The 20,334-nt window shown below is 61.2% G+C and carries 19 protein-coding genes and 2 pseudogenes; 3 read left to right on the forward strand and 18 right to left on the reverse strand.

What is annotated here, in order from left to right; all coding sequences use genetic code 11:
• Positions 1-10 precede the first annotated feature (10 nt).
• The gene (locus F8N62_RS07635; RefSeq protein WP_150710543.1) at positions 11-784 is read left to right on the forward strand and encodes an enoyl-CoA hydratase; all 774 of its coding nucleotides are present in this window, start codon (positions 11-13) and stop codon (positions 782-784) included.
• A 121-nt stretch (positions 785-905) separates the two neighbouring features.
• Here the strand turns inward: F8N62_RS07635 and F8N62_RS07640 are convergent, their stop codons facing one another.
• From F8N62_RS07640 to F8N62_RS07660, 5 genes and pseudogenes are all read right to left on the reverse strand, one after another.
• A complete protein-coding gene (locus F8N62_RS07640) occupies positions 906-2,057 on the reverse strand; it encodes an acyl-CoA dehydrogenase family protein (RefSeq protein WP_150710376.1) in 1,152 nt (383 codons plus the stop codon).
• A 3-nt stretch (positions 2,058-2,060) separates the two neighbouring features.
• Complete coding sequence (locus F8N62_RS07645) at positions 2,061-3,167, reverse strand: enoyl-CoA hydratase/isomerase family protein (RefSeq protein ID WP_150710377.1); 1,107 nt, start codon at positions 3,165-3,167, stop codon at positions 2,061-2,063.
• A 214-nt stretch (positions 3,168-3,381) separates the two neighbouring features.
• The gene (locus F8N62_RS07650; protein ID WP_150710378.1) at positions 3,382-4,074 is read right to left on the reverse strand and encodes an HPP family protein; all 693 of its coding nucleotides are present in this window, start codon (positions 4,072-4,074) and stop codon (positions 3,382-3,384) included.
• A 158-nt stretch (positions 4,075-4,232) separates the two neighbouring features.
• Positions 4,233-5,411, reverse strand: a complete 1,179-nt coding sequence (locus F8N62_RS07655; RefSeq protein WP_150710379.1) for an MFS transporter — start codon at positions 5,409-5,411, stop codon at positions 4,233-4,235.
• 226 nt (positions 5,412-5,637) lie between these two features.
• Positions 5,638-5,844: pseudogene (locus F8N62_RS07660) on the reverse strand (polysaccharide deacetylase); the annotation flags it as partial.
• A 112-nt stretch (positions 5,845-5,956) separates the two neighbouring features.
• Between F8N62_RS07660 and F8N62_RS31770 the strand changes: the two are divergent.
• Positions 5,957-6,157 (forward strand): annotated as a pseudogene (locus F8N62_RS31770) (LysR family transcriptional regulator); the annotation flags it as partial.
• Here F8N62_RS31770 and F8N62_RS07670 read toward each other — a convergent pair.
• From F8N62_RS07670 to arnE, 4 genes are all read right to left on the reverse strand, one after another.
• Complete coding sequence (locus tag F8N62_RS07670; protein WP_150710380.1) at positions 6,102-6,662, reverse strand: GNAT family N-acetyltransferase; 561 nt, start codon at positions 6,660-6,662, stop codon at positions 6,102-6,104. The pseudogene F8N62_RS31770 and the gene F8N62_RS07670 sit on opposite strands and share 56 nt — an antisense overlap.
• A 136-nt stretch (positions 6,663-6,798) precedes the next feature.
• A complete protein-coding gene (locus F8N62_RS07675) occupies positions 6,799-8,178 on the reverse strand; it encodes a UDP-glucose dehydrogenase family protein (RefSeq protein ID WP_150710381.1) in 1,380 nt (459 codons plus the stop codon).
• A 3-nt stretch (positions 8,179-8,181) separates the two neighbouring features.
• The gene (arnF, locus tag F8N62_RS07680) at positions 8,182-8,577 is read right to left on the reverse strand and encodes a 4-amino-4-deoxy-L-arabinose-phosphoundecaprenol flippase subunit ArnF (protein WP_150710382.1); all 396 of its coding nucleotides are present in this window, start codon (positions 8,575-8,577) and stop codon (positions 8,182-8,184) included.
• Complete coding sequence (arnE, locus tag F8N62_RS07685; protein ID WP_150710383.1) at positions 8,574-8,918, reverse strand: 4-amino-4-deoxy-L-arabinose-phosphoundecaprenol flippase subunit ArnE; 345 nt, start codon at positions 8,916-8,918, stop codon at positions 8,574-8,576. The genes arnF and arnE overlap by 4 nt, the downstream gene beginning before the upstream one ends.
• Before the next feature lie 366 nt (positions 8,919-9,284).
• On the opposite strand from arnE, the gene xerC reads away from it, so the two are divergent.
• On the forward strand, positions 9,285-10,175 hold the full coding sequence (gene xerC, locus F8N62_RS07690; RefSeq protein ID WP_150710384.1) for a tyrosine recombinase XerC: 891 nt from the start codon (positions 9,285-9,287) through the stop codon (positions 10,173-10,175).
• Here xerC and F8N62_RS07695 read toward each other — a convergent pair.
• The 9 genes from F8N62_RS07695 to F8N62_RS07735 all read right to left on the reverse strand — a co-directional run bounded on the left by F8N62_RS07695 (position 10,172) and on the right by F8N62_RS07735 (position 20,199).
• Entirely contained in the window at positions 10,172-11,242 is a 1,071-nt protein-coding gene (locus F8N62_RS07695; protein WP_150710385.1) for an ABC transporter ATP-binding protein, read from the reverse strand. The genes xerC and F8N62_RS07695 overlap by 4 nt on opposite strands.
• Positions 11,239-12,837, reverse strand: a complete 1,599-nt coding sequence (locus F8N62_RS07700) for an ABC transporter permease (RefSeq protein ID WP_150710386.1) — start codon at positions 12,835-12,837, stop codon at positions 11,239-11,241. The genes F8N62_RS07695 and F8N62_RS07700 overlap by 4 nt, the downstream gene beginning before the upstream one ends.
• Before the next feature lie 4 nt (positions 12,838-12,841).
• Positions 12,842-13,855: an iron ABC transporter substrate-binding protein gene (locus F8N62_RS07705; RefSeq protein ID WP_150710387.1), complete on the reverse strand. Its 1,014-nt coding sequence runs from the start codon at positions 13,853-13,855 to the stop codon at positions 12,842-12,844.
• 94 nt (positions 13,856-13,949) lie between these two features.
• Positions 13,950-14,510 carry a membrane integrity-associated transporter subunit PqiC gene (locus F8N62_RS07710; RefSeq protein ID WP_150710388.1) on the reverse strand — a complete coding sequence of 187 codons (561 nt, stop codon included), beginning with the start codon at positions 14,508-14,510 and terminating at the stop codon, positions 13,950-13,952.
• A gap of 17 nt (positions 14,511-14,527) precedes the next feature.
• Entirely contained in the window at positions 14,528-16,183 is a 1,656-nt protein-coding gene (locus F8N62_RS07715) for an intermembrane transport protein PqiB (protein WP_150710389.1), read from the reverse strand.
• A complete protein-coding gene (locus F8N62_RS07720) occupies positions 16,164-16,814 on the reverse strand; it encodes a paraquat-inducible protein A (RefSeq protein ID WP_150710390.1) in 651 nt (216 codons plus the stop codon). The genes F8N62_RS07715 and F8N62_RS07720 overlap by 20 nt, the downstream gene beginning before the upstream one ends.
• Positions 16,811-17,407, reverse strand: a complete 597-nt coding sequence (locus F8N62_RS07725; RefSeq protein WP_150710391.1) for a paraquat-inducible protein A — start codon at positions 17,405-17,407, stop codon at positions 16,811-16,813. The genes F8N62_RS07720 and F8N62_RS07725 overlap by 4 nt, the downstream gene beginning before the upstream one ends.
• A gap of 414 nt (positions 17,408-17,821) precedes the next feature.
• Positions 17,822-19,114: an NAD(P)/FAD-dependent oxidoreductase gene (locus F8N62_RS07730; RefSeq protein WP_150710392.1), complete on the reverse strand. Its 1,293-nt coding sequence runs from the start codon at positions 19,112-19,114 to the stop codon at positions 17,822-17,824.
• Positions 19,111-20,199, reverse strand: coding sequence for a polyamine ABC transporter substrate-binding protein (locus F8N62_RS07735; RefSeq protein WP_150710393.1), 1,089 nt, complete (start codon positions 20,197-20,199; stop codon positions 19,111-19,113). Before F8N62_RS07735 ends, F8N62_RS07730 begins: the two co-directional genes overlap by 4 nt.
• Positions 20,200-20,334: the final 135 nt, after the last annotated feature.

The raw sequence follows: 20,334 nt of genomic DNA on the forward strand, positions 1-20,334 counted from the left end.
CAACAGCCTTGTGAATTACGAAACGATTTTGCTGGAAACCCATGGCCGCGTCGGCCTGATTACCCTGAACCGTCCGCAGGCACTGAACGCGTTGAACGCGCAGATCGTCAGCGAGCTTAACCACGCTCTGGATGGCCTGGAAGCCGACTCGAACATCGGCTGCATCGTGCTGACCGGCTCGAAAAAAGCCTTCGCCGCCGGTGCCGACATCAAGGAAATGGCCGAGCTGACCTACCCGCAGATCTACCTCGACGATCTGTTCAGCGACAGTGATCGCGTGGCCAACCGCCGCAAGCCGATCATCGCCGCCGTCAACGGCTTCGCCCTCGGTGGCGGCTGCGAGCTGGCGTTGATGTGCGACTTCATCCTGGCCGGCGACAACGCCCGATTCGGCCAACCGGAAATCAACCTCGGCGTGCTGCCGGGCATGGGCGGCACCCAGCGCCTGACCCGCGCCGTCGGCAAAGCCAAGGCCATGGAGATGTGCCTGAGCGGGCGTTTGATTGATGCGGTGGAAGCCGAGCGCTGCGGGATTGTCGCGCGGATCGTACCGGCGGATGAGTTGCTCGACGAAGCACTGAAAGTCGCGGCGCTGATCGCCAAGAAATCGTTGCCGATTGCGATGATGGTCAAGGAAAGCGTAAACCGCGCGTTTGAAGTGAGCCTGTCGGAGGGCGTGCGCTTTGAACGTCGGGTGTTCCATGCGGCGTTTGCGACGCAGGATCAGAAAGAAGGCATGGCGGCTTTCATTGCCAAGCGTGAGGCTGAATTCAAAGGGAAGTGATGCGGCGTTTTCAGTGACGCCATCGCTGGCAAGCCAGCTCCCACAGTTATCTCAGGTGTTCACAAATTATGTGCACACAGGAGAACCCTGTGGGAGCTGGCTTGCCAGCGATTTTCAATGGTTACACCAGATAGTTTTTCAGCTCGCGGGCAATCACCATGCGCTGGATCTCGCTCGACCCTTCATAAATCTGCGTGATCCGCGCATCCCGGTAGTAACGCTCCACCGGGTAATCCTCCAGATACCCATAGCCGCCATGAATCTGCATCGCCGATGAGCAGACTTTCTCGGCCATTTCCGAGGCAAACAGCTTGGCCTGCGAAGCCTCGGACAGACATGGCTTGCCGGCACTGCGCAAGCGCGCGGCATGCAGGATCAGTAACCGCGCCGCGTTCAGGCGGGTGTGCATGTCGGCGAGCAGGTTGGCGATGCTCTGGTGTTCGATGATCGGCTTGTCGAACTGCACGCGATCGCGCGAGTAGGCCAGCGCCGCTTCGAACGCTGCACGCGCAATACCAAGTGCCTGCGCAGCGATGCCGATGCGCCCGCCTTCAAGGTTGGACAGGGCGATGGCCAGGCCTTTGCCGCGTTCGCCGAGCAGATTGGCCTCAGGGATCGTGCAATTGCTCAGGGTCACCGCGCAAGTATCGGAGGCCCGGATGCCCATCTTGTGTTCGGTGCGGTCAACGATGAAACCCGCCGTCTCGGTCGGCACTAGAAACGCTGAAATACCGCGCTTGCCCAGGCCCGGATCGGTCATGGCGAAGACAATCGCCAATTTTGCCCGTTTGCCGTTGCTGACGAATTGCTTGGCGCCGTTGATCACCCATTGGCCATCGCGCAGTTCAGCGCGGGTGCGCAGGTTGTGCGCTTCGGAACCCGCCTGCGGCTCGGTCAGGCAGAAGCAGCCGATGGCCTGGCCGCTGGCCAGATCCGGCAACCAGGTCTGTTTCTGCTCTTCAGTGCCGTAATTCAACACCGGCCCGCAACCCACCGAGTTGTGGATACTCATCAGCGCGCCCGTGGCACCGTCGCCCGCGGAAATCTCTTCCACCGCCAAGGCGTAGGCGACGTAATCGACGTAAGTGCCGCCCCATTCTTCGGGCACCACCATGCCCAGCAGGCCGAGTTCGCCCATTTTCGCGACCAGACCGTCATCGATCCAGCCGGCCTTTTCCCAGGCTTGCGCGTGAGGGGCGATTTCGCCGCGGGCAAAATCCCGGGCCATGTCGCGGATCATCACTTGTTCTTCGCTCAATTCGATATCGTGCATGGCTCAGCTCCCGCTCCGGTCAAAACCACTGAAGAAACTCGCGACGTGCCCGGCGTCCAGCGCCTGCAGGGTCGGCGGATTCCAGCGCGGAGTTTTGTCTTTGTCGATCAGCAAGGCGCGTACGCCTTCGATCAGGTCGCCGCGCGCGAACCACTGACGGTCCAGGTGCAGCTCGAGCGCGAAGCAGTCTTCCAGGCTCAAGTGCCGACCGCGCCGCAACATTTCCAGAGTCGCTGCCATGGCCAGCGGCGAGCGGCTTGCCATCAGGTCAGCGGTGGTGACTGCCCATTCGTGACTGTCGGCCACGGTGACTTCGCGCAGTTGCTCAACAATACTCGGCACATCGGGCAGGGCGAAGAAATGATCGATGGCCGGGCGCAGTGCTTCCAGTGGCGCATCGGCCAGTTGCTGCACCGCGAGCCGGGCCAACAGACCTTGCAGGTCCTTCAGGGGCGTTTCGTGCCATTCCAGCTGATCAAGTTGGTCGTCGAGGGCGCTCAGCTTTTCACTGTCCAGGTACCAGTCGGCCAAGCCGCAATACAACGCATCGGCGGCGCGAATCTGCACGCCGGTGACGCCCAGGTAAATCCCCAGTTCGCCGGGGATGCGCGGCAGGAAGTAGCTGCCGCCAACGTCCGGGAAGTAACCGATGGCCACTTCCGGCATCGCCAGGCGGCTTTTCTCGGTGACCACCCGCAAATCTGCGCCTTGCACCAGGCCCATGCCGCCGCCGAGGACGAAACCGTCCATCAACGCCAGTACCGGTTTGCGGTAATGGTGGATGGCGAGGTCGAGGGCGTATTCCTCGACGAAGAAATCTTCGTGCAGCGTGTCGCCATTCTTGAAGCTGTCGTAGAGCGAACGAATGTCGCCGCCGGCACAGAAGGCTTTCTCGCCGGCACCACGCAAGACCACGGCGTGGACCTGCGGGTCTGTTGCCCAGGCGTCGAGTTGGCGATGCAGGAGGCGGACCATGTCCAGAGTGATTGCGTTGAGGCCGGCGGGGCGATTGAGGGTCAGGTGGCCGATGTGGTTGCGGACCTCGGCCAGCACGTCATTTTGCGTGGCCTCCATGGACTGAGTCCCCTGCGATAAAACCTGAGCAGTCATCACTAACTCCCTGCTTTTATTGTTCTTTATAGAGAAGCTCGCGCGCGAGCGATGCAGGATCGTACCAGTGCAAAATTGTGATGTACAACCGGGATATGTGCAGCGTTAATCTGCATTTATGCTTGGGGTGAATCAAAAGATCGCAGCCTTCGGCAGCTCCTACGGGAATCACATACCAATGTAGGAGCTGCCGAAGGCTGCGATCTTTTGATCTTCAAAGCCTGGGACTTAACACTTCACCAATACTGCGCCGCTTGGCCTGCAATTCGCTGGCATGTATCAGTTGCTCAAGGTCTTCCGGGGTGATGTCAATAAACGCCTCCATCTCCGCCAGCGCCAGTTTCAGGTCCTGAGCGGTAATGGCCTGGCGCTCGGGCGGCACCATCGGCGGCGCCTCACTCGCGCGTTTGGGGTAACGAATGCGCGTCAAGTTGTTGTAAGCCAGCGCGCTGAGCAGCAGGGTCGTGGCGCCGAGCATCACCGGGCCAAGCGCTTTCCAGTCCAGCGCAATGGTCGCCGGGTCGGCCAATACCATCAGCAACGCCAGGGCGCCGGCCGGTGGGTGCAGGCAACGCAACCAGCACATCAGGATCAGCGCCATGCCCGCTGCCAGGCAAGCACTGCCGAGGGTGCGGCCCAGCACGTGAGCGACCAGCAGCGCGATCACCCCGGCGCACAAGTAGCCGCCGATGATCGACCAGGGTTGCGCCAGTGCACCGGACGACACCGCGAACAGCAGCACAGCCGATGCGCCCAGCGGACCGATCAGGTGCTGCGCCACTTCGATGCCGAAGACCTGCGCACAGAGCCAGACACTGAGCAGGGTGCCGAGGCTCATGCCAATGGCGGCGCGGCTCCATTCCGAAGGGCGGGTGTTGATGGCGGCGGGGAACCAGCGAGCGAACATTGGGCAAACGATCCGTTGAAAAACCGAGGTAAAAAAAAGGCTTGTCTGGGAAACCCAGAAAGCCCTTGAAGGTGTTCCAACTATTGGGGGAGGAACGAGGCACAGTGTGCCGTTCCTGACCGATGCCGACAAATTCATATTAATGCAGCTTGAGTGCATTAATTTTGCTGCAAGGCGACTCGCCGACCACTCATGAAGCACAGAAACCCGCCCATGGCCGTCAGCGCGCTCAGGGCATAGAACATCGTCGGCGCCGGCGTGTGCATCAGCAGGAAACCGCAAATCACCGGGCTCAGCGCACCGCCTAGAGCAGCGAGGTTCTGCGCGCCGTAATAGCTGCCGCGCAGTTCTTCCGGCGCGAGGGTGTCGACGAAGAGGAATTCGGCGGGGTAAATAATCATTTCGCCGAGGGTGAAGATGAACATGGCGATGCACCACGACACCAGGCTATCGGCCAGGCTGAAACCGATCAGGCCGACGATGAACAGGCTGGTGCCGCCGGCAATCCAGTAGCGCAGTTGTTCGCGCTTGAGGAACCGGCCGATCTGGTATTGCAGCAGGATCACGCTGACGGCGTTGCAAGCAAGCAGCGCGGCCATGGTTTCCAGCGCGCGTTTGGCGTCGTGGGTCACCAGCAGGTATTGCGAGAGGTACAGAGTGAAGCGCCCGTGAACCACCGTGCTGAGCAGGCAGCCGCAGGTGAACATGATCAGCGTGCGGTCGTTTTTCAGGGTAATCAGGGTTTTCAGGAAGCTTTGCGGCTGGCCGATAGCGGGGGGCGGGGCAGCGTCTTTGGGGATTCCGCTCATCAGGAAGATGCTGAAAAACGCAATGCCGCCGGCAATCAGGAACGGTGCAATCGGGTACACCCCGGCAATCACCACGCCGAGCATCGGCCCGGTGGCGTAGCCGATATTGGTCAGGGTGTAGCGCAGGGAAAAAGCCTTGGCGCGCTGGCCCACGGGCAGGTTTTCGCTGAGGATTGCCTTTGAGCCGATCAGAAACAGCGCCGACGCCGTTTCGGTGATCACCAGGGTCAGGGTGGTCAGGTAGAGGTTTTCGGCGAAGGTCAGCAACACGAAACCGATGGCGCTGGAGAGCATGGCGAGGATCAGCAACCGACGTTTTTCCAGGCGGTCGATGATGTACCCGCCGTAGAGCGCGAGCAGGGTGGCGATAAACACCGCGATGCCCAGCAACAGGCCGACGTCCTGTTGGTTGAGGCCGAGTTTGTTGCTCAGGAACAGGGTGAGCAACGGACTGGTGATGGCGCGGCTGACGACGATAGTCAGCGAGACCATCATCAGGCGGCGGATGACAAGCGAGTAAGTGGCCACGGTGGGGCGGATGTCCTTATTCAGATTTTAGGGTATTCGACGGTGAACCGTGTCGCGGCCATTCGCGAGCAGGCTCGCTCCCACAGGGGAATGCATTTCAGATGTGAGAGCAGGCTCGCTTCCAGAGGCGCATGCATTTCAAAATGTGGGAGCGAGCCTGCTCGCGAAGAGGCCGGAGCAGACACCCTGGAAAGCCGCGATTGCCCGCAACAGTGCGTCATACGACTTAATCCCGATAATGCCGCTCATACACCGACGCCGGATGATCCTCGGTCACCTGCACCGCGCCATCCCTCCACCAACGAGCGACTTGCGCACCGGTGGCGATCCACACGTCCTCATGTTGTTGAATGCCCAGTAGCAACTCGCGCAACACGCCAATCCGCCCCGGCGTGCCAATGATCTCCGGGTGCAACCTCAGCACATAACACAGCGGCGACTTGATCACGGCTGGCCACAGCGTCGATGGAGTTTTCACAAACGCCGCTGTAGCCCATTTCCCAGGCCGACTGTTGCGGCATCCGTGCAATGGCGGAACCGGCCATGGACGATTCGTCGGTTTTCTACCGCAGCATTACGCTGCATCCATGGTCGCCCAAGGCCAAATTCGCGCAGTGCGACCGGACCTCATTCACATCAGCACGCCGTTCAATCTGATCCTGCGGCACAACACTGTGCGCAGTCCGCTGGTCAAGGCATTCGCCGAGGCATTGGGGGTGGATTTAAAGGTGCCGGTCCAAGGCTGAAGCGCATCGCACAACGTCGTTCGCCGGGTAAGCCGTGGGCGATTTCGTCGTTTAATACCTGGGTTAAACGCGGTTCTGTTTCAGCAGGGCTCAATGTTGCAAAGCCCATGCGCCGATAAAACAATTCATTCCACGGCAAGTCACGGAACGTGGTCAAAGTCAGACCCGCGAGTTCTTGCCCGCGAGCGTATGAAACTGCGGCTAACACCAACTTCCGGCCAATGCCCCGGCCCTGAAATGGCTGGCTGACCGACAGTTCCTGAATATGCAGTTGGTTGTCGATTTCCCCCGCAGCGAGAAACCCCGCAAGTGCACCTTCGGCGGACTGCGCAACCCAAACCTGCCCGGCCTCGATTGCCCATCGATGGTGTTCGGCTCCGGGCACCGGGCTGTCGGCCAGCCAGGCCAATGAAGGGTCGTCGCGAAACAGTTTCGCAGCGCAACGTTCGATGTCAGGGAGGGCGGGGGCGTCGGCAACCAGGGCGCGGCGCACAATAATCGTCATGTCTGTCACGGTACAGGAGCTGCCGAAGGCTGCGATCTTTTGATTTTAATCTTCAGCGATCTTTGAGGCACTGAAGAGCAAGGGCAAAAGATCGCAGCCTTCGACAGTTTCTACAAGGGTTGTGTGTGCCGGGGGATCAGGCTACATCCGAAGCCGCCGGCCATTGCTGATGCGGAATCGGTAACGTGCGCGATTCTCCGCGACCCATCGGGAAGTATTTGAACCCGCCGCGTGCCAGGCGCTCGGCGTCGTACAGGTTACGGCCATCAAAGATCACCGGGGCTTTGAGCCGTTGCTGGATCAAGTTGAAATCCGGCGCCTTGAACTGCTGCCATTCGGTGCAGATGATCAACGCATCGGCACCGGCCAGCACCGATTCCGGTGTGCCCATGAGCATCAACTTCGCTTCGTCCGGGTACAAATGCTGGGTTTCCTGCATGGCCTCCGGGTCGAATGCCCGCACGCTCGCGCCCGCGGCCCACAGCGATTCCAGCAGCACGCGACTCGGCGCGTCGCGCATGTCGTCGGTGTTGGGTTTGAACGCCAGGCCCCACACGGCAAACGTCCTGCCGCGCACATCGCCCTGATAGAACGCCTTGATGCGTTCGAACAATTTGTGTTTCTGGCGCTGGTTGATCGCTTCCACCGCTTGCAACAAGTCACTGGAGCAATGCGCCTGTTCGGCGCTGTGGATCAATGCGCGCATGTCTTTGGGGAAACATGAACCGCCATAACCGCAGCCGGGATAGATGAAGTGATAGCCGATGCGCGAGTCGGCGCCGATGCCCAGGCGCACCGATTCGATGTCGGCGCCGAGGTGTTCGGCCAGTTCGGCGATCTGGTTGATGAAGCTGATCTTGGTCGCCAGCATGCCGTTGGCCGCGTACTTGGTCAGTTCGGCGCTGCGCAGGTCCATGAACATGATCCGGTCATGGTTGCGGTTGAACGGCGCGTAGAGATCGCGCATCACATCGCGCACGTCATCGCTCTCGCAACCAATGATGATGCGGTCCGGGCGCCGGCAGTCGGCGACGGCCGAGCCTTCTTTCAAAAACTCCGGGTTGGAGACGATCTCGAACTGCAGCAACCGGCCGACCTTGATCAGGCATTTGTCGATGTGCGCGCGCAAGGTATCGCCGGTGCCCACGGGCACGGTGGATTTTTCCACCAGAATCACCGGGTGCTCGCGATGACGAGCGACCGCTTCGCCCACCGACAACACGTGACGCAGGTCTGCCGAGCCATCGTCCCGGGACGGCGTTCCCACCGCGATAAACAACACCTGGCCATGTTGCACCGCGCGTTTTTCATCGGTGGTGAACTGCAGTCGCCTGGCGTCGAGGCCTTCGCGCACCAGGCTGGCAAGCCCCGGCTCGAAAATGCTCACGTGGCCCTGTTGCAGCAGCTCGATTTTGCGCTCGTCGATGTCCATGCAGACCACGTCATGCCCGACTTCAGCCAGCACTGCGGCTTGTACCAGGCCCACGTAACCGCTACCAAATACACTGATTTTCATCGATCACTCCTGAGTGTGGGGTGCGTGAGCAGGTCGAGCGTTGATGAGGATGACGCCGAGCATGACCAGAGCCACCCCGAGGCTTTTGGTCAGGCTGAAGTCTTCGTTGAACACTGGCAGCGCGGCGGCGAGCAGGTACACCAGCGCGTAGCTGATGCTCAGAAGGGAATAAGCGCGGCCCAGCGGCACGTCGCGCAGGGCGGCGAGCCAGCTGAACATCGACAGGGCGTAAGCGAGAATGGCGGTCAGCACCACGGCAACGGCGGTTGGATCAAGAGTGGTGGCGAGCCATTGGTCGGGGGGCGGCAGGCGCATCATGCTCCAGCGCATGCCCAGTTGCGCAGCGCTGCCCAGCAGTACGCTGGCGAGGGCGAACGCGAGGCCACGGCGCAGGCTCATGCGTGCAGCCCCAGCAGGATGACGCCGGCAATCACCAGCGCCACACCCCAGCCGTGACGACAGTCGATGGTTTCGTGGAAAACAAAACGGGCGATCAGGGTGATCAGCACGAAATTCAGGCTGAGCATCGGGTAGGCGACGCCGACTTCAAGCCGTTGCAACACCAGCAGCCACACCAGCAAGCCGGCGCTTAACGCAGCAATCGCCAGCCACAGCCATCGCGAACCGAGTGTTGCGCGCCAGCCAGACGGCCCGGTGCGCCAGCTCTCCACGGCAAATTTCTGGGCAATCTGACCCACGCAGGTGAGCAGGCAGGCGGCCAACACCAGCAACAGGCTCATGGCGCAGCCCGAAGAAAAATCAACTTCACGAGGTTGCCCAGTCCATAGCGTTTCTCCTCACTCTGACCGTCGCGCATCCACTGTTGCAGGATAAACGAGGGCATATTTCAGTTCGGCTATCGTGTTTTGGACATCGTTGAACGACCGAACTTCGTTTGACTTTCGCCGCCATGGTCGGCAGGTTGGGACGCTGTTCAAACGTGCGTCGTTTAGCCGTCGCTTCGTCGAAAAGTCTTACGGAAGTGTCCTGCTTCATCTTGAAAATGTTTCAATCCCCCATTGTTTTAATGACCTCTTTCCACTCAAGGCCGTTTTGTTTTGACTGACTTACCCGTTGCCGATTCAAGTGCTGCAAAGCCCAATCCCATGACCCTCTACCTGGCGCGCCTGGCGCCGTCCAGCCAACTGACCATGCGCTACGTTTTGCAGGACGCCGCGGACCGCCTGGGCTTCGAAGACATGAACGTCGAGGAGATTCCCTGGCATCAGCTGCAGCCCGAGGATGTGATCGCGCTGGTCGCGGCATTGCGCACGGACGGCTACGCACCCAACTCCTCTTCGCTGTACGTCAACGCCGTGCGAGGGGTGATGAATGAAGCCTGGCGCATGAGCCTGATCAGCCAGGAACACTTGCTGAAGATGCGCTCGGTGAAGGCCATTGCCGGTACGCGGCTGTCTCAGGGGCGCAATCTTCGACGCTCGCTGATCCAGGAGATGATGGCGGTGTGCGCGGCAGACCCGCGGCCACAAGGTTTGCGCGACGCGGCAATCATCGGGATTTTGTATGGCTCGGGCATGCGCAAATCGGAGTCGGTGAACCTCGATCTGAATCAGGTGGATTTCACCGAACGCAGCCTGTTGGTGACCGCCAAAGGCAACAAGCAACTGATCAAATACGCACCGGCCTGGGCGTTCGCCAAACTCGATGCGTGGCTGGAACTGCGGCGCTCGCAGCTCAAGGAAGGCGAAGTTGACGACGCGTTCCTGTTCAACCGCATCCGCCGCGGCAGCCACATAACCCGTGAGCGCATCACCAAACACGCGATTTACTACATTGCCCGCCAGCGGGGTGCACAGGTGGGGGTGAAAATCATGCCCCATGATTTTCGGCGCTCGTTCATTACCCGGGTCATCGAGGAGCATGACTTGTCGATCGCGCAGAAACTGGCGCATCACAGCAACATCCAGACCACCGCCAACTACGACGTGCGCGATGACAACGAACGGCGACGCGCCGTGGACCGCTTCGATCTTTAAGGCTCGCTGAGCACATGGGCGTGGCCGATGGTCGAAACGTGAACCGCGCTGCCGGTCGGCGGCGCGTACAGGCCCGAACTGCGCACCATCAACGAGCGGCCAGGCTGGTGGCCGGATTTCAACGGCTCCAGCTCCACGGTCAAGGTGCAGGTGTTGCCGCTGAAATCGCGCTCGGTCACCACGGCGCGACATCCGGCGACCTGCGCCGTATCGGGGACGAAGCTGGCCAGTTGCAACTGCTCGGGCCGCAGCATGATCTGCGCGCAGCGGTTGTTGCGATGGTTGTTCACCGGGATCCGGCCCAGATCGCAATGGGCCCAACCGGCCTCGATTCTGGCCGGCATGACCACCGCCTCGCCGAGGAACAATGCGGTTTGTTCGTCGCCAGGGTAGCGGTAGAGGTCCAGCGGATGGCCTGACTGCACCAGTTCGCCCCCGCGCATGACCGCCAACTGATCGGCAAACGACAGCGCTTCACTCTGGTCATGGGTGACCAGCAGGGTGGTGACCCCCGCGTCTGCCAGCAACTGCGCAACCAGTTTGCGCATGGCGGTGCGCAGCCCGGTGTCGAGGGCGGAAAACGGCTCATCCAGCAACATCAGGCGCGGCTGTTGCGCCAGGGCCCGTGCCAGCGCCACCCGTTGCTGCTGGCCCCCGGACAGCTCGTGGGGCCAACGCTTGGCCATGCTCGCATCCAGCGCCACGCTGTCCATTAATTCAGCGATGCGCTGTTGTTTCCTTGCGCCCCTGATCGACAGTCCGAAACCGATATTGGCGGCCACGCTCATGTGCGGGAACAGCGCACCATCCTGCGGCACATAGCCGATCTGGCGCTGGTGCGCCGGGACCTCGTGGGTGGCGTCGACCAGGGTCTGGCCATTGAGCGTCACGCGGCCAGAATCCGGAAATTCGAAGCCGGCGATCATTCGCAGCAGCGTGGATTTACCCGAACCGGACGGGCCGACGATCACCGTACGGCTGCCTGCAGGTATCGACAGGCTGACGTTTTCCAGGGCCCGGTGTGCGCCGTAGGACTTGCTCAGCGAATGCAATTCAAGAGCGTTCATCGGCCCGCCGTTCGTCTGGATTGGTGATAGAGGAGCCCGGTCAGCGGGAGTGACAGCACAATCATCAGCAAGGCGTAAGGCGCTGCGGCGGCGTAGTCGATTTCGCTGGTCAACGCCCAGAATCCGGTGGCCAGGGTGCGGGTACCGTTGGGGGCGAGCAGCAGGGTGGCGGTCAACTCATTGGTGACCGCCAGGAAGACCAGCGCGGCGCCTGCGGCAGCCCCCGGCGCGGCCAGCCGCAGGGTGATCAGCCACAGCGCCCGACCCGGCGAACGGCCGAGGCTGCGGGCGATGTTCTCCAGCTCGATCGGCGCCTGGGCGATGCCCGCCCGCAAGCTCACCAGCGCGCGGGGCAAAAACATCAGCAGGTAGGCCAGCAGGACGGTGATCGTAGTCTGATAAATCGGCCGGGCGAACTGCACGGTGACCGTCACCAGCGCTAGCGCAACGACAATGCCCGGCAACGAGCTGGTGATGTAATTGCAGCTTTCGAGGATCCGTTGCAGTCGCCCCGGCGAGCGGATCGACAGCCAGGCAATCGGGATCGCGGCACAGGTAGTCAGTGCCGCACCGGCGATGGCGAGGAGTAAAGTTTGCTCCAGCGCCGGCATCAGCTCGGCCATCTGCCAGACCGTCGCGCCACCGGCGACCAGCCACTTGCCCAAGGTGAACAACGGCACACCCAGCGCGAGGGCGCACGTCACGACCAGCAAGGCCAGCGCGAGCGCCATTGCCCGGGGTTTCAAACACACGACGCGCTGTTCGCGGGCCGTTCCCGACCCGACCCGGGCGTAACGTGCCGTGCCCCGAGCTGCCGACTCCACGGTGAGCATCGCCAGGCAGCACAGCGCGAGCACGCCAGCGAGCATGTGCGCGGCGGGGCCATTGAAGGTGGATTTGAACTGATCGAAGATCGCGGTGGTAAAGGTGTCGAAGCGGATCATCGCGTACAGGCCATATTCGGCCAGCAGGTGCAGCCCGACCAGTAGAGCGCCGCCGCAGATGGCCAGGCGCAGTTGCGGCAACACCACCCGGAAAAACACCGCCCAAGGCTTGAGGCCCATGGATTGCGCGACATCTTCGATGGCCGGATCAAGCCGGCGCAGGGTCGCCGCAATCGGCAAGTAAAGAAACGGGAAGTAGGCGATCACCGAGATCAACACCCCGGCGAACAGCCCGTGAATGGGCGGCACCAGGCTGACCCAGGCGTAGCTGTGAACGAAGGCCGGGACGGCCAGCGGTGCGGTGGCCAGCAGCGACCACCCACGGCGTCCCGGCAGATTGCTGCGTTCGGTCAGCCACGCCAGCGTCACGCCCAGCGCGACGCACAAGGGAATCGTGATCAGCACCAGCAACAGGGTGTTGATCAGCAGCTCACCGACCCTTGGCCGCCAGACCAGCGTTGTCAGAGTGGTCCAGCCGGTCTCCAGGGCAACGCCAATGATGAAAGCAATTGGCAGCAGTGCCAGCAGGGAAACCAGCACCGACAGGCCGATGACCCACACACCGCCGCGGCCCGCAAACAATCGGCGGGCGCGGCGATGCAAATGTTCAGAGGGCGCCGCAGCGACGCCCGCCGGTAGCGTTTCAGGCATCACTTCAGAGCAGTCCGGCCTGTGTCATCAGCTCCACGGCTTTCTTGCTGTCGAGTCTGGACGCATCGACTTTCGGCGCGTCGAGCTGTTGCAGAGGCACCAGTTTGGGGTTGGATTCAGCGTTTTTGCCCACCGCATACTCGAACGAATTACCGGTCTTGAGGATGGCCTGGCCGTCTTTGCCGGTGACCCATTTGAGGAACGCCTGGGCTTGGTCCTTGTGTTGACTGGATGCCAGCACACCGCCACCGGAAATGCTGACAAAAGCGCCCGGATCCTGATGTTTGAAGTAGTGCAGGGCGGTGTTCTGGCTGTTTTCGCCGGTTTTGGCCTGATCGCCAAAGCGGTAATAGTGATAAATGACGCCGCTGTCGACCTGCCCGGCGTTGACCGCCTTGAGCACGGAACTGTTGCCCCGATACGCAGTGAAGTTGTTTTTCATGCCCTTCAACCACGCCAGGGTCGCGGTTTCGCCCTTGAGCGCCAGCACCGCCGCGACAATCGCCTGAAAGTCGGCGCCCGCCGGCGAGGCCGCCCAGCGTCCTTTCCATTTAGCCTCGGCGAGCTCCATCAGCGACTTCGGCAACTCGGCCTCCGGCAGCTTGCCCGGGTTGTAGACGAACACCGTGGAGCGCGCAGCGATGCCTACCCACTGGCCGTGGGCCGGACGGTACGCCGCGTCGACTTGTTCCAGCGTGGTGGGTGCCACCGGCGCAAACAGTCCGGCATTGTCCACCAGCACCATGGCCGGGGAGTTTTCGGTGAGGAACACGTCGGCCGGCGACGCCGGGCCTTCCTGGACGATCTGATTGCCCATTTCGGTGTCGTCGCCGTTGCGCACCGTGAACTTGATGCCCGTCTCCTTGGTGAAACCTTCGATCCAGGCTTTGGTCAGGCTTTCGTGCTGGGCGTTGTAGACCACGATACCGTCGGTGTCAGCAGCGTACAGCTGACCGGCGCTAAGCAAGGTAGTGGCGAGCAGGGCTTTTTTCAGGAACGAAGGGAGAGGGCAATTCATGCGGTGGCGGCTCCGGTTATTATTAGAATCGTGCACGCGGACAGACCAAAAGAGTCGTCACTGAGTGTAGGCCAATACGAATGATTTGCAGGCGCTAGGGCTCCGATGGGCAACCTTTTTGTGTGCTGCTCGCCGCCCGGCTGATCAAGGCGGCCAATCGCCTGACGTTGTTCTGTTGGGCAATCACCAAGTCATCGATTGAAGGCCCGGACGGCGTTTGCAAACGGCTGCGGCAGCTGACCAGCGCACTGTCGCCTTCGCCGGTGCCGCGCAGGCGCCATTTGACGTCCATCAGCGCGTACTGACCGGGAATCGAATCGAAACGCTGCACATCCACGCGCACCGACACCTTGCGTTGCGCAGGGCTGCTGGCCAGTTGGTCGACCAGAGCGCTACGCAATTCATCCACCAGGCTTGCGGCCCACCATTGGGTCTCAAGTATGGCCAGGCCGCTGTTGCCCTGACGGATGACAAGCTGCGGCCGATCAACCTGAGGCGGCACGCTCAGGCCCTCGATCTGGATCTCCCCGCCGTTACCCCGAGCCGTGCCACCGGGCTGCGCCGGGGTCAGGGTGTGAAACTGAATCGGCTCACTGCGACAGGCGGCGAGTAGCAGGAGCGTAGCGACCAACGTGATCTTCAACGAAACAGCCATGGGTGAAGCTCCTGTGGTCATTTGCGCGGTGGCGCCTTCAAGTCAATCGGCTCGGCATTGTCCGGGCGCCCGCGGATCAGCGATTCCGGATGCCGGCCCAGGTAATCCGAGAGCTCACGCAAGGAGCGCGACATGCGTCCGAGTTCGTCCAGGGTCTGGGTCAACTGTTCGCGTTGCGGCGAATCTTCGGCGAGGGTCGAGCTGGCCGATTGCAGGGTCTTGCTGACATCCGCCAGCGTGGTCTGCACGCCGGGCAGGGTCTTGGCATTGAATTGCGCGAGGCCTTTGCGCAGTTCGACCAGGTTGCTGTCGAGATTGCCGGCGATGCGACCGATTGGCAGATCGTTGATTTTGGTGACCATGGCTTCGAGTTTTTCCTGCAACTGCTCGAGGCTTCCGGGAACGGTCGGGATGGAGACGGGGCGGGCGGAGGGGTCGAACACGACCTTCTCGGCTTTGGGATAGAAGTCGAGCGCGATGTACAGCTGACCGGTCAACAGGTTGCCGCTGCGCGCCTGGGCCCGCAGGCCGTTTTCGATGAACGTGCCCATGAGCCTGACGCCGGCGGCTTCATCGTTGGGGTCATGTTTCAACACCTCAAGCATTTTGATGTGCGCCTGACCGAGCCGTTGCGGGTAGATCACGATGCCGACATTCACTGGAAAACTGCGTTTTTTTGCATCGAAATCCAGATTGACCGACACCACCCGGCCGAACTCGATGCCGAGAAATTCCACCGGTGCCCCGACCTTGAGCCCGCGCAAAGCCTGGTCGAAACGCAAGCTCAGGTATTGCCCCTTGCCGTTCGGTGGGGCAAGGGCGGTTTGCTGGTCTTCAAACAGCTCGAAGGTTTTTTCTTCGTTGGCCGCTACATCGTTGGGGCTGTATTCCGGCGCGCGGAAAGCGATGCCGCCGACCAAAATAGAGGACAACGATTCGGTCTTCACCGCAAACCCGTTGGCGCCGACATTCACGTCGATCCCGCTGGCGTTCCAGAATCGGGTGTTTTCGGTGACGTAGGCATCATTGGGCGAGTGAATGAACACTTCGATATTCACGCCTTTGCCGTCAGCGTCCAGGGCATACGCCACCACTTGTCCCACCGGTATCTTGCGGAAGTAGACGGGCGAGCCGATGTCCAGCGACCCCAGGTCCTCGGTGTGCAGCATGAAGCGTTTGCCGGGCTCGCCATACGTGATCGGCGGCGGGTTTTCCAGACCGATGAAGTTCTTGGCCCGGGCATTGGCCTGGCCGATGTCGGCGCCAATGTAGTCCCCGGACAACAGGGTATCGATGCCGGACACACCGCCGGCGCCGATACGCGGCCGCACCACCCAGAATTGCGAGTCTTCCCGGGTAAAGCTTTCCGCCTGCTTGGCGAGTTTGATCGTGGCGTTGACGCTCTTCTGGTCGTCGCTCAGCTCGACGTCGGACACATGCCCGATCACCACGTTGCGGTATTTGACCTCGGTCTTGTTGGCGGTCAGGCCGCTGCCGGTCTTGAAGGTTACGGTGATGGTGGGGCCTTCCTGCAGGATGCTGTGCACCACCAGCGAAATGCCCACCAATACGGCAACGATAGGCACGATCCATACCAGCGACACGCTGAATCGCCGCGTTTTGATCGGGGCCTGCCCGGGGACCAGCGGCCCGTCAGTGACTTGCGACTTCATCCATGACCTCCTCATTGTTCGAATGTTGTTGGTCCCAGATCAGACGCGGGTCGAAACTCATCGCCGAGAGCATGGTAAACACCACCACCAGTCCAAAAAACAGAATGCCCAGGCGCGGTTCGATATCGGCCAGGGCTTGAAATTTCACCAGCGACGCCACCAACGCGACGACGATGACGTCGAGCATTGACCAGTAGCCGATGACCTCGACGAACCGGTACATCTTCGAACGTTCCTCGCGCGCCCACAGGCTGCCGCGCTGTACGGTGACCAGCAACAGGGTCAGGGCGACGAACTTGATGCCGGGCACCGCGATGCTGGCGATGAAAATGATCAGGGCGATGTCCCAGGCGCCGTGCTGCCAGAAATCCAGCACACCGCCCATGATCGTGCTGTCGGCGCCGTTGCCGACCATTTTGGTGTTCATCACCGGCAACAGATTGGCCGGGATGTAGAACACCAGCGACGCCAGCAGGTAGGCCCAGGTGCGGGTCAGTGCGTTGGTTTTGCGCCGATGCAGCGGCTCACCGCAGCGCTCGCATTCGCTGGGTTCACCGGTCATGTCACAGGCCAGGCCGCAGCTGTGGCAGAGGCACAGGTTGAGTTCGCTCGCGACCGGAGGCGTTGTCATAAAACGTCCCATAGTTCACGGACATCGCGCCCGGCAATGCGGATCATCATCAGGCTGAGGATGGCCAGGGCGAACAGGCCGATGCCGGGCAACACGTCGAGCAATCCGGCGAGCTTGATCACGGCAACCATCGCCCCCAGCAGGCAGACCTCGAGCATGCTCCAGGGCCGCAGGGTTTCCAGCCAGCGCATACAGAATCTGAAACCCGGCGAGCGCCGCGAGGCGAGGGCGTAGCTCAGCACCCAGATCAGCAAGAGCAACTGGATAATTGGCGCGATGATCATCGAGATGGCCGCGACCATGGCGATGAACGTGATCGGGCCCAGACTCAGGGCCAGCACCGAATCCCAGAGCGTCGCACTGTTTTTCAGGCCCTTGAGACTGATGCTCATGACCGGATAGAAATTGGCGAAAACCCACAGCATCAAGGCGGTGACTGTCAACGCCAGCCGCTGCTGCACCGTCAGGCCGTTATAACGCTGAAGCACGCCGCCGCAGCGGGTACACAGGGTTTTCTGATGTTTGGCGAGCGTGACTTTTTGATACACACAGTCGCAGTGCTCGCAGATGATCAGTTGGTCAGTCGTAGCCATAGGCCGCACTCGCCAGGAGATGGGAAAGTCAGAGCACTCCCTCAATATAGAAGTGCATCGCGAATGAGCAAATCGAAAGACTCAAACGCCTGATCAATCGCGTGATCGTTGTTTGCGGCCACTGCGGCGCCAAACTGCCGGAGGCACTCTATTACTCTGGATTTGCACCGTTCCCATGTGGGAGCGAGCCTGCTCGCGAATGCGGTGGGTCAGCCAACAGCAATGCTGAATGTGCGGCCGCCTTCGCGAGCAGGCTCGCTCCCACCGCCAAACTGCCGGAGGCACTCTATTACTCTGGATTTGCACCGTTCCCCTGTGGGAGCGAGCCTGCTCGCGAATGCGGTGGGTCAGCCAACAGCAATGCTGAATGTGGGGCCGCCTTCGCGAGCAGGCTCGCTCCCACAGGGGAACGCGTCAGCCGAGGATTTCGCGCAATCGATACCAGGCCATGCCAAGCGCCAGCAACGGCGAGCGCAGCATCGGGCCGCCGGGGAAGGTCATGTGCGGCACGGCGCTGAATACGTCGAAACCCTGACTGTGCCCGGCATGAATCGCTTCGCCCAACAGTTTGGCGCACCAGTGCGTGACGTTCAGCCCGTGCCCGGAGTAACCCTGGGCGTAGAACACGTTGGGGTGCTGGCGCAAGCGGCCCACCTGTGGAAAGCGATTGGCGGTGATGCCGATCTTGCCGCCCCATTGGTAATCGATGCGCACGTTTGCCAGTTGCGGGAAGACTTTGAGCATCTGCGGGCGCATGTAAGCGCTGATGTCCGCCGGATCGCGCCCGGAGTAATGACAGGCACCGCCGAACAGCAAGCGCCGGTCCGCCGAGAGCCGGTAGTAATCCAGACCGACTTTTTGATCGCACAGCGCCAGGTTCTGCGGGATCAATTGCGCAGCAACCTCTGGCGCCAAAGGCTCGGTGGCGATGATGTAGCTGCCCGCCGGCAGTACCTTGCCACTGAGTTTCGGTTCGAGGTCGTCCAGATGCGCGTTGCACGCCAGCACCAGACTGCCGGCGCGGACCGTGCCACCGTCACAACGAATCTGCACCGTGCTGCCATGGATCAACTCCAGCACCGGGCTCTGCTCGAAAATCTGCACGCCGAGGGATTTCGCCACTCGCGCTTCGCCCAGCACCAGATTGAGCGGATGCAAATGACCCGAGCCCATATCGACCAGACCACCGGCGTACACGCCGGAATTGACCACTTGCTCGCGGATTTGCTCGGGCCTGACCAATCGCGTTTCATGGGCGTAACCCGACTCGGCAAGGCCTTGTTGCTCGGCCTTGAACGCCGCGAACTGCGCCTGAGTGTTGGCCAGTTCGCAGAAACCCCAGCGCAGGTCGCAGTCGATGTTGTGCTCTCGAATGCGCTGGCCCACCAGCTCCACCGACTCAATGCCCGCGTGCTCGAGGTAACGCACGCCGTCGTTGCCGACGTGTTTGGCGAAACCGCTGACGTCATGGCCGATGCCGCGAATCAGCTGCCCACCGTTGCGCCCGCTGGCGCCCCAGCCGATGCGCCGCGCTTCCAGCAGAACCACCGAAAGCCCGCGCTGCGCCAGTTCGATGGCGGTGTTGACCCCGGTAAACCCGCCGCCGATCACACAGACATCGGCCACCAAGTCTTCGGCCAGCGCCGGGAAGGGCGCCAGCGGGTTCGCCGACGCAGCGTAATAAGAGTTCGCGTGCTCGTTGGTCATTGGTTGGACTTCACTTTGCTCCAGGAACGGGTCATCAGACGCATGATCGCCTGGGGCGGGGTGGTTGAGATGTAGAGCTTGTCGAGGACTTCCTGCGGTGGGTAAACCTCTGGATTGTTCACCAGTTCAGCGTCCATGTATGGCTTGGCGGCCGGGTTCGGGTTGGCATAGCCGACCGAGGCGCTGACCTTGGCAATCACTTGCGGGTCGAGCAGGTAATTGATGAAGGCGTGGGCCTCTTTCGGGTGGCCGGCATCGGCGGGAATCGCCAGCAAGTCGAACCACAGGTTGCTGCCTTCCTTCGGGATCGCGTAGGCGATGTTCACGCCATTCTTGGCTTCCTTGGCGCGGTTGGCGGCCTGGAACACGTCACCCGAGTAACCGAAGGCCACGCAGATGTCGCCGTTGGCCAGGTCCGACACGTATTTGGACGAGTGGAAATAGGTGATGTACGGCCGGATGCTCAGCAGTTTGGCTTCGGCTTTTTTGAAGTCTTCCGGGTTTTCGCTGCGCGGGTCCAGCCCCATATAGTTGAGGATCGCCGGGAACACTTCGTCCGCCGAGTCCATCATCGAGACGCCGCACTGGCTGAGTTTCTTGATGTTTTCCGGTTCGAACAACACTGCCCAGGAATCGATGTGATCAAGGCCCAGCACTTGCTTGACCTTGTCGACGTTGTAACCGATGCCGTTGGTGCCCCACAGGTAAGGGACGGAATGTTCATTGCCCGGGTCGTTCTTCTCCAGCAGCGCCAGTAACTTGGGATCGAGGTTTTTGAAGTTGGGCAGCTGTGAACGGTCCAGTTTGAGGAACGCGCCGGCCTTCACCTGTCGGGCGAGGAAGTGGTTGGACGGCACCACCACGTCGTAACCGGTGCGACCGGCGAGCAGTTTGCCTTCGAGGGTTTCGTTGGAATCGAAGACGTCATAGGTCACCTTGATCCCCGATTGGGCCTGGAAATCGGCGAGGGTGGTTTCGCCGATGTAATCGGTCCAGTTGTAGACGCTGACGGTGGGCTGGGCCTGAGCGACGGCGCTGAACAGCAGGGTCAGGGCGAGCGGAACCATGGATTTCAATAGACGCATATCGACACCTCTTATAGTTGTTGGATTTTTGTGGGAGCGAGCTTGCTCGCGATGACGTCCGAACAGTCAAACAATGACGTTGAGGCTACTGGCCTCATCGCGAGCAAGCTCGCTCCCACAGGGTGTGTGAAACGC

The sequence above is a fragment of the Pseudomonas fluorescens genome (assembly GCF_902497785.1).
GTDB classification, from domain to species: Bacteria; Pseudomonadota; Gammaproteobacteria; order Pseudomonadales; family Pseudomonadaceae; genus Aquipseudomonas; species Aquipseudomonas fluorescens_BO.